The sequence below is a fragment of the Nostoc sp. 2RC genome (assembly GCF_014222165.1).
Classification (GTDB): Bacteria; Cyanobacteriota; Cyanobacteriia; order Cyanobacteriales; family Nostocaceae; genus Nostoc; species Nostoc linckia.
This window is the reverse complement of the sequence record NZ_JACKZU010000588.1, coordinates 1-2,948: the sequence shown is the minus strand read 5'-3', so window position 1 is coordinate 2,948 and position 2,948 is coordinate 1. Positions and strand designations below refer to the sequence as shown.

3 protein-coding genes are annotated in these 2,948 nt (G+C 43.4%); 1 reads left to right on the top strand and 2 read right to left on the bottom strand.

The window, feature by feature from the left end:
- Positions 1-34: 34 nt before the first annotated feature.
- Together GNE10_RS33440 and rppA are read right to left on the bottom strand one after the other, a co-directional pair.
- A complete protein-coding gene (locus GNE10_RS33440) occupies positions 35-1,315 on the bottom strand; it encodes a cell wall metabolism sensor histidine kinase WalK (RefSeq protein WP_185570346.1) in 1,281 nt (426 codons plus the stop codon).
- Positions 1,316-1,367: 52 nt separating this feature from the next.
- The gene (rppA, locus tag GNE10_RS33435; protein WP_185570345.1) at positions 1,368-2,048 is read right to left on the bottom strand and encodes a two-component system response regulator RppA; all 681 of its coding nucleotides are present in this window, start codon (positions 2,046-2,048) and stop codon (positions 1,368-1,370) included.
- 132 nt (positions 2,049-2,180) lie between these two features.
- Between rppA and GNE10_RS33430 the strand changes: the two genes are divergently transcribed.
- Positions 2,181-2,600 (top strand): hypothetical protein, encoded by a 420-nt coding sequence (locus GNE10_RS33430; protein ID WP_199341949.1) that lies wholly within the window; start codon positions 2,181-2,183, stop codon positions 2,598-2,600.
- Positions 2,601-2,948: the final 348 nt, after the last annotated feature.

Sequence of the window (2,948 nt, the reverse complement as noted above, 5' to 3'; positions counted from 1 at the left end):
CTCCCCCCCCTGCCTCCCTCAATTTTTACAGTGCCTAAAAGTGCCAGAAAAAGGGTAATTTGATCTGGAACGTGGAGCCTTGACCCTCATGACTTATTGCATGGATGTGGCCGCGGTGAGCCTTGACAATTTGTTGAGCGATGGCCAATCCCAAGCCAAATCCGCCGCTTTCTCTGGTACGCTCTGTGTCAACTCGGTAAAAGCGATCGAAAATGTAAGGTAAATCTGCCTTTGGAATTCCAATTCCGGTATCAATGACTTGAATTACTGCCCGATCTGAGTGAAGTTCTAAGTTTAACCATACTGTTCCACCAGGCGGAGTGTATTTACAAGCGTTATCCAACAAGTTTTCCACAGCTTGGCGTAATAAATCCGCGTCAGCCCACAAGTTAATGGATTGTTCTGGAAAATGGCTGATGAACTCGATGGAGGCTTTTTCAGCAAAAGTACTATATTGAGCGGCTAAATTCTCTAGCAGGCTATTAAGATTAACTTTTTTGACAGATTCGGTAGTTAATTGTCCTTGGTGCCGAGCCAACAGCAGTAGGTTATTCACTAAGGTACTCATGGACTTGGCACTATCAATGATGTTTTCCACAGAGGGATGGATTTGGGGATAATCTGCCGCCATGAGTAATCCTACTTGGGCATTGGTCAAAATCGCCGAAAGGGGCGATCGCAATTCATGAGAAGCGTCTGAGGTAAAGCGTTGCAGCTGGTTGTAGGCTTCCTGAACGGGCTGCATAGCTATGCCACCAAGTACCCAACCTGTAAGTCCAATTAACCCTTGTGCCACAGGTACAGTCAGGGTCAACATTAACTGAAATTGTCGCAGATCCTTTTGAGTCTGTGTCAGCGGAATAGCAACCTGAAGATAGCCGATGATCGAATTTCCGCCTTCAACAGGTAAGGTAACTTGACGAAGCCAAAGTTCTTCACCTGTTAACGGTTCAAATAACTTGATAGTGAGAAATTCAGATGTTGTTTCTAACTTTTGTGGGGGTGGACTACCAAAAAACCGCTTGAGTTTGCCATTTGGCTCATACCAACGAATATAGACTAGTTCAATATCAGCAGGGTGAGAACCATTACCCAATAGCGGTATGTTGCTCAGATCGACTTGTTTTTCTCCTTGATACAGCCGATACTGCGAACTGGCTGCCATTAACTCTGCTCTTTTATAAAGCAGTTGATCTAATGCATTGAGCTTGTCTTTGACCTCAAGATAATAAATAACCCCAGCAAAGAAAACAAGAATGCACCCCATTGAAAAGGTAAACCAAAGAGCTAAGTTACGACGACTGCGGTTAAACACAACTCAGACTAATTCCTAATTCTGAATTTATTATTAGAGCTTTTTGAAAATCTCAACATCGTTCTGGAGGGTTGAGGCGATAGCCCATACCATAGACAGTTTCAATCCAATCGCCTGCTTTTAATGTTTGCAAACGTTGGCGAAGTTTACGTACTAGAACGGTGATGGCATTGCTTTCTGGCTCACTACCCCATTGCCATACAGCTTGCTCAATTTGGTTGCGAGTGAGTACCTGCCTGGGATGACGCATGAAATACTCTAGTAGTTGAAACTCTTGGCTGGAAAGGTAGACAATCGTCCCTTGGCGCTCCAAAATTAGCGTATCTAGATGGAGTTGCAAGTCTGCTAAGCACAGGCTATCTCCTTGCCAGAGTGGCGATCGCCTCCTCAAAGCCCGCACCCGCGCCATGAACTCTATAATATCAATTGGTTTAACTAGGTAGTCATCTGCTCCAGCATCTAATCCGATGACTTTATCAGGTGTGGTATCTTTTGCCGTAATCATTAATATAGGAGCTGTTTTTCCCGCCGCCCGATACTGTTGACACAAACTCACTCCACTAATCCCAGGTAACATCCAATCCAAAATCACCAGGTCATATTCTTTTTGGGCCAAAAGCCATTGAGCGGTTTCACCATCCTTGACACCATCAACATTGTGTCCAGCCTGAGAAAGAACCGTTTGCAGTGGCATCAATTGTTTAGGATCGTCTTCCGCCAGTAAGATTTTCATCACCTTTGTAGGCATCAGCTTATAAAGAATAATGCATTAAGCCAATTTCAACATCTTTCATCAGTCACAATAAAAGGCAACAGAGAAAGGGGAACAGAGGGTTTTATACAAATCAAATTGTGGATTTGAGATTTGGGATTTGGCAAAATCACAGGTAGGTGTATTGTGTGGCATATTGGCAAACGTTGGCTGCAAGGACTGGGATTAGAATTTTGGTTACCTCTACCACTAGTAGCGATTCTATTTTGGTTTGGCTGTAGTTTTCTCGCTGCTGGGCAGTTAAGTCAATCCTACTCTACACAGAAAAAACTTCAGTCAGATACTCAGCTAGAAGCACGGCTATCAGTCAATGTGTTGCTGATTAACGCCACTGTTAACCGAACTCAGAACATTACCAAGGTAGAAGTGGAAACAGCAGACCGTATCTTAAAGCGATTGGAATTAGAACTACCAACGATAGAATTTAGCCAAATAGAAGTGATAATTGCCCAAAAACTAGGACTACCTCGTCAGGATGTGAGGAAGTTGGTGCGCTATGAAATTGTCAATTAATCAGGAAGTGCGCCCTGTAGAGACGTTGCAATTGCAACGTCTCTACAACGATAAATCAAGGGTTTTAGTGTCTAATCCACATAATGCGTAATTTGAAAAAAGAATCAGACAGACCTATCGTAGGGGCGCATAGCTATGTGCCCCTAAAGATTTTGGATCTGTTGCCAAGAATTTTTGAATCGGTATGACTTGTGCGTAATTCCTGAAATCAAGTTTTTTGGCGATTTTTGCATCAGTCCTATAAGGGAACTCCAAAAAATAAATTGTTCTGATACCAATTTGAAAAAAGAATGCGACACATAGACAAGACCCCTCCCCAACCCTCCCCGATGCTTTGGGGAGGGGTCT

Bases quoted from the DNA above. Each gene is read 5' to 3' on its own strand.
- rppA (WP_185570345.1), bottom strand. From the start codon at position 2,048: ATGAAAATCTTACTGGCGGAAGACGATCCTAAACAATTGATGCCACTG.